This is a genomic window from Mesorhizobium sp. P3_A9 (assembly GCF_056402975.1).
Window position 1 is genome coordinate 1 of record NZ_JBFUGJ010000356.1, and the last position, 5,891, is coordinate 5,891.

6 protein-coding genes are annotated in these 5,891 nt (G+C 62.4%); 5 read left to right on the forward strand and 1 reads right to left on the reverse strand.

From position 1 onward, the window contains the following. The coding region (locus AC1DX0_RS29640) for a branched-chain amino acid aminotransferase (RefSeq protein ID WP_477357977.1) at positions 1-817 on the reverse strand (817 nt) is incomplete at its 3' end. A gap of 260 nt (positions 818-1,077) precedes the next feature. Here AC1DX0_RS29640 and AC1DX0_RS29645 point away from each other — a divergent pair. The 5 genes from AC1DX0_RS29645 to AC1DX0_RS29665 all read left to right on the forward strand — a co-directional run. Then, entirely contained in the window at positions 1,078-1,611 is a 534-nt protein-coding gene (locus tag AC1DX0_RS29645) for a MarR family winged helix-turn-helix transcriptional regulator (protein WP_202358236.1), read from the forward strand. Then, positions 1,598-2,317, forward strand: coding sequence for a response regulator (locus tag AC1DX0_RS29650; RefSeq protein ID WP_477357980.1), 720 nt, complete (start codon positions 1,598-1,600; stop codon positions 2,315-2,317). Before AC1DX0_RS29645 ends, AC1DX0_RS29650 begins: the two co-directional genes overlap by 14 nt. A gap of 101 nt (positions 2,318-2,418) precedes the next feature. Beyond that, positions 2,419-3,834, forward strand: coding sequence for an ATP-binding protein (locus tag AC1DX0_RS29655; RefSeq protein WP_477357983.1), 1,416 nt, complete (start codon positions 2,419-2,421; stop codon positions 3,832-3,834). A 120-nt stretch (positions 3,835-3,954) separates the two neighbouring features. Further along, on the forward strand, positions 3,955-4,470 hold the full coding sequence (locus tag AC1DX0_RS29660; protein ID WP_477224063.1) for a DUF2867 domain-containing protein: 516 nt from the start codon (positions 3,955-3,957) through the stop codon (positions 4,468-4,470). A 473-nt stretch (positions 4,471-4,943) separates the two neighbouring features. Further along, positions 4,944-5,891 (forward strand): glycosyltransferase family 4 protein (locus AC1DX0_RS29665; protein WP_477357986.1); only part of this gene is annotated, 948 nt, incomplete at its 3' end.

Below are 5,891 nucleotides of genomic sequence, written 5' to 3' on the forward strand. Positions count from 1 at the left end.
CCTCGAATCGGTAAGGGCCAATCTCCGAAACCGGCGTTACTTCCGCTGCCGTTCCAGTCAGGAAGCATTGCTCAAAGCCTTCGAGTTCTTCCGGCAGGATGGCGCGTTCGATCACCTCCAGGCCACGATCCTTGGCCAGCCCAATGACCGTGCGGCGGGTGATGCCGTCGAGGAAACAGTCGGGCTTGGGCGTATGGATCTTGCCGTCCTTGACGAAGAAGATGTTGGCGCCCGTTGCTTCCGCCACCTGTCCGCGCCAGTCGAGCATCATGGCGTCGGCATAGCCTTTGGCTTCGGCGGCATGCTTGGACATGGTGCAGATCATGTAGAGGCCGGCGGCCTTCGACTTCGACGGCGCCGTGCGCGGGTCGGGCCGGCGCCATTCCGCCATGTCGAGGCGGATACCCTTCAGCTTCTGCGCCGGATCGAAATAGCTCGGCCACTGCCAGATGGCGATGGCGCAGTTGATACGGTTGTTCTGCGCCGAAACGCCCATCTGCTCGCTGCCGCGCCAGGCGATCGGCCTGACATACGCATCCTGGAAACCCTGCTTCTTCAACAGCGTGGTCGAGGCGTCGTTGAGCTCGGCGACCGAATAGGGAATCTTGAAGCCGAGCAGGAGCGCCGATTCATGCAAGCGCTCGGTGTGCTCGTTGAGCTTGAAGATCTCGCCGCCATAGGCGCGCTCGCCCTCGAAGACCGCGCTGGCGTAGTGCAGACCGTGCGTCAGCACATGGACCTTGGCGTCGCCCCACGGAACGAACTCGCCATTCATCCAGATGAAGCCGTCCAGTTGATCGAAGGGAACGGATGCCATGGTAACCTCCCGCGGGCAGCGCCCGCCTATCCTTAGTGTCGTTGCGTGTTCTTTTTGGCCGCGCCACGCGATTGGAGACGCCGGCCGGTGTCTCGAAGCGTAGGCGGATAATCGCGCTCTGGCAAACTCAGGAAGTTCCGGAAAAACCGGCCTGCCTTGCCTTTTCGTTCGCAATCCGCCCAAAAGCTTGTCAAAAATTACCATTGCAGGGAAATTACGTCAATAGTACTGACATAATCTCCCGTTCCCATGGAGAAATGATGACGGATCGAAGCCCAGCTGCCGGAAAACCGATCAGGACCGCGATGTCAGTCGAGGACGGCATCGACTTCGCCATCATCGAACTGTTCTTCTTCGCCTATCGCGACTTCACCTCCGATCCGGACCAGATCCTGGCCGACTATGGCTTCGGCCGCGCCCACCACCGGGTGCTGCATTTCGTCAACCGCCGGCCGGGCCTGACGGTTGCCGAACTGCTCGACGTGTTGAAGATCACCAAGCAGAGCCTGGCGCGCGTGCTCAAGCAACTGATCGACACCGACCATGTCGTCCAGTTGCAAGGCCCGCGCGACCGCCGCCAGCGCGAGCTTTATCCGACGGCGAAGGGCCGTGCGCTGGCACTCGCCCTTGCGCGGCCACAGTCGCGCCGCATCCGTGCTGCATTGGAAGATTCCGGCGCCACCGAACGGACCTTGGTGGAACGCTTCCTCGAAGCGATGGTCAATCCGGAGCTGAGAGCGCAGATTGACGTTGGGTCCGCAAAAATGTCAGGGAAAAGCCATGGAGAGCACTGAGAGGGTCGATCAGACGGCCGCACCGGACGACGATGCGCCGCATCTGCTCGTCGTCGACGACGACACCCGCATCCGCAATCTTCTCAAGCAGTATCTGACCGAGAACGGCTTTCGCGTCACCGTCGCCGGCAATGCCGGCGAAGCCAGGCGCAAGCTTGCCGGCCTCGATTTCGACCTGATTGTGCTCGACGTGATGATGCCGGGCGAAACCGGCGTCGACCTGACCAAATCGCTGCGGGCCGAAAAGAACGTGCCGATCCTGATGCTGACTGCGCTGTCGGAAACCGACAGCCGCATCTTAGGGCTGGAAGCCGGCGCGGACGACTATTTGCCAAAGCCTTTCGACCCGCGCGAGCTGATCCTGCGCATCAACAACATCCTGCGCCGCGGCGGCCCGGCGACGACGCCCAAGGTCGAACAGCTGGTCTTCGGCCCCTACACGTTCCAGATCGCCAGGCGCGAACTGAAGCGCGGCGGCGAGGCGCTGAAGCTGACCGATCGCGAGCAGGAGATTCTGGCGATCTTTGMCGCACGCGCCGGTGAGACCATCCCGCGCCACGAACTGGTCGGCGACGATTCCGAGGTCGGCGAGCGCACCATCGACGTGCAGATCAACCGGCTGCGCCGCAAGATCGAGCGCGATCCGTCCAACCCGGTCTGGCTGCAGACCGTGCGCGGTATTGGGTATCGGCTCAGCGTGGAATAGAGTAGCGGACGCGGCGCTAGAGCATGATCCCGAAAAGTGGGAACCGGTTTTCGGAAAAGATCATGCTCCATCCAGTGCCGCGGACGAAATGAAAAGAGCCAATGGCGACGACGGAACTGGAAGGGCCGGGACCTGACGGCTTGAGCGCACGCGCCACGCGAACGCTCAAGGCGGTGCCGCGCATCTGGAACCGGTTCTGGCGCCTTGTTTCACTCTACATGCCCAAGCGCCTCTATGCGCGCTCGCTCATCATCGTCATCGCGCCGATGATCCTGTTGCAGTCGGTCGTCGCCTTCGTCTTCATGGAACGCCATTGGGCAACGGTGACGCAGCGCCTGTCGCAGGCCACCGTGCGCGACATCGCCGCCATCATCGACCTGATCGAGACCTATCCGCACGACGCCGACTACGCCAAYRTCATCCGCATYGCCCAGGAYCGCATGCAGCTGAAGGTCGATCTGCTGCCGCCSGATCCKYTGCCGCCGCCCGGTCCAAAACCGTTYTTCTCGATCCTSGAYGACGTCCTCTCGTCCGAGATCACCCGCCAGATCAACCGGCCGTTCTGGATCGACACTGTCGGCAATTCCAACATCGTCGAGGTGCGCGTCCAGCTCGAGAACAAGGTGCTGCGCGTCTTCGTGCGCCGCAGCCAGGCCTATGCCTCCAACACCCACATCTTCCTGATCTGGATGGTCGGCACCTCGCTGGTGCTGCTGATGATCGCTATCCCCTTCCTGCGCAACCAGATCCGGCCGATCTTGACGCTCGCCGAAGCCGCCGAAAGTTTTGGCAAGGGCCGACCGATGCCGCGTGATTTTCGCCCGCGCGGCGCCGAAGAGGTGCGCCGCGCCGGCTTTGCCTTCATCCAGATGCGCGAGCGCATCGAGCGCCAGATCGACCAGCGCACCGCCATGCTGACCGGCGTCAGCCATGATCTGAGAACCATCCTCACCCGCTTCAAGCTGCAGCTGGCGCTGGCCGGCGGCAAGACCGAGACCAAGGCGGCGCTTAACCAGGACATCGACGATATGCAGTCGATGCTGGAAGGCTATCTTGCCTTTGCCCGCGGCGAAGCCTCAGAGGACCCGGGACGTTTCGATCTCGAAGCCTATTTCCAGAAACTCGACGATGAGGCCACCTTGCGCAAATGCAAGCTGTCAACGACGCTCTCCGGCGATCCGACCGTGCATGTCAGGCCGAACGCCTTCGCCCGGCTGTTGTCCAACGTCATCGGCAACGCCTTCCGCTATGCCAAGACGGTGGAGGTCAGCGCCAATCACGGCCGTGGCTCGCTTGTGGTCACCRTCGACGACAACGGTCCGGGCATTCCGGCCGACAGGCGTGAGGACGTGTTCAAGCCTTTCGTGCGGCTCGACGAGGCCCGCAACCTCGACGCCAGCGGCACCGGGCTCGGCCTGTCGATCGCCCGCGACATCGCCCGCAGCCATGGCGGCGACATCAGCCTCGACGACAGCCCGCTCGGCGGCCTGCGCGCGGTCATCAAGGTTCCAGCTTAGAGCCGATGGCGTACGCCTTTTGTCGCCGGCGCTCTTTCCTGCTACGATCCAAGGCATGTACTCCCTCACCGCTATCGGCCGGCAAGCTGTCACAAAGATTGCCATGATCGAGCTTTCGGCATGTGTCTAGAACGCAAAGCGCGGGTGCGCCGGACCACGCCGCCACCTGAAAGCGTCGTTGCAGGCTGGTACGAGAACGCCAACCTGCTCGATAGCTACAGCATCGATTTGAGTTCATCGAAACAGTACAGCATGCGCGTGCTGGCGACCCGGACAGTCGGCGATCAGCCCGCGTGGATCAAGGCGTTGCTCGCGGTCCGCGACGCGATGGTGACGCCCTTTGGCGTCAAAACCTCCGGCGAGGTCCGAGCGTCCAGGACCGACAACGAACGCGTGGACTTTTTCCCGGTGCAATGGGAAGGCAAGGACGAGATTGTGCTGGGTGAGGACGATCGACACCTGGACTTCCGATTGTCGCTGCTCCGTCGCAATTCTCCAACCGGCACGCAGCTCATCGCGACAACCGTCGTGCACTCCCACAATGCCTTCGGCCTCACCTATCTCAACGTGATCAGGCCCTTCCATCACTTCGTGGTCAGGGCCAACCTGGCACAGTTTGCGCGCGCACAAGGTTAGGTGGCCACAAGTCAGGAGGCCTCCATGACCGAGGTCACGGGTCACTCTTTAGGCGCGTCCGGCGCGATATGCTCCTCGGCGCATCAATGCCGAAGTCGACATGACATATCTCCAGACATTGTCCGATATCTGTGGGGTCGATGTTTTTACAGTGGGTGTCGGTTCGCAAGGTAATGAAGCCACTTCGCTCGCTATGTCTCAAAAATCTGAGAATTTCCGGCTAGAAACGCTTCGTCAAAATTCCCAATTTTCGGTCAGGCTCTTAGCCAGTTGGAAATTGGGCTTCATCCGCCCGTCATGAAACCATGGTGAAGAGCGCGCATGAAGCGCGCGACATCACTTGATTCGGCCTTGCCGCCCCACTTCGACCCCGTGCCCGCCCGGGTGCGCTGGAGCGAAGCGCGGGCAGCCGGCTGGTCGCCGTTCCGGCATCGTCTCAAGGCAACCGTCGACCTTTCCAGCAAAGGGCCGCCATGCGCATATTGATGGTCACCGACGCCTGGCGCCCGCAGGTCAACGGCGTCGTCCACACGCTGGAGCGGCTCACCGAAACGCTGAAATCCTTCGACGTGTCGGTGGATTTCTTGACCCCGAACATCTTTCGCACACTGCCCTTGCCGACCTACCCCGACATCAGGCTGGCGCTGACCACGCCAGGCCATGTCGCGCGCCTGATCGATGCCTACAAGACGGACCACGTCCACATCGTTACCGAAGGCCCGCTCGGCATCATGGCGCGGCGCTATTGCCGCAACGCCGGCCGGCCGTTCACCACCAGCTATCACACGCGCTTTCCMGAATATCTCAGCGCCCGYCTGCCGGTSCCGGAAAGCTGGGCCTATCGCTGGCTGCGCGAYTTCCACAATTCCGGMCAGGGCACGCTGGTTGCCACCCAATCGCTCGCCGACGACCTTTCTGCGCGCGGCTTCAACAAGCTGAGGCCATGGACGCGCGGTGTCGACACCGACCATTTCCGCCCGGACAAGCGAAAGGATCTCGGCTTCCCCGGCCCGGTCTTCCTCTGCGTCGGCCGCGTCGCCATCGAGAAGAACCTCTCCGCCTTCCTCGACCTCGATCTGCCCGGCAGCAAGGTGATCGTCGGCGAAGGCCCGGAGCTTGCCAAATTGAAGGCGAAATATCCCAAGGCGCACTTCCTCGGCCACCGCCCCAATGACGAACTGGCCGAGATCTATGCCTCGGCCGATGTCTTCGTCTTCCCCAGCCGCACCGACACCTTCGGCAACGTCATCATCGAGGCGCTGGCCAGCGGCACGCCGGTAGCCGCCTATCCGGTGACTGGACCGATTGACATCGTCGGCGACGGCATTGGCGGCGCGGTCTCGACCGACCTTCGCGATGCGTCACTCGCCGCCCTCAAGGTTGACCGCGCCGAAGCCCGCGAACGCGCCATGCGCTACAGC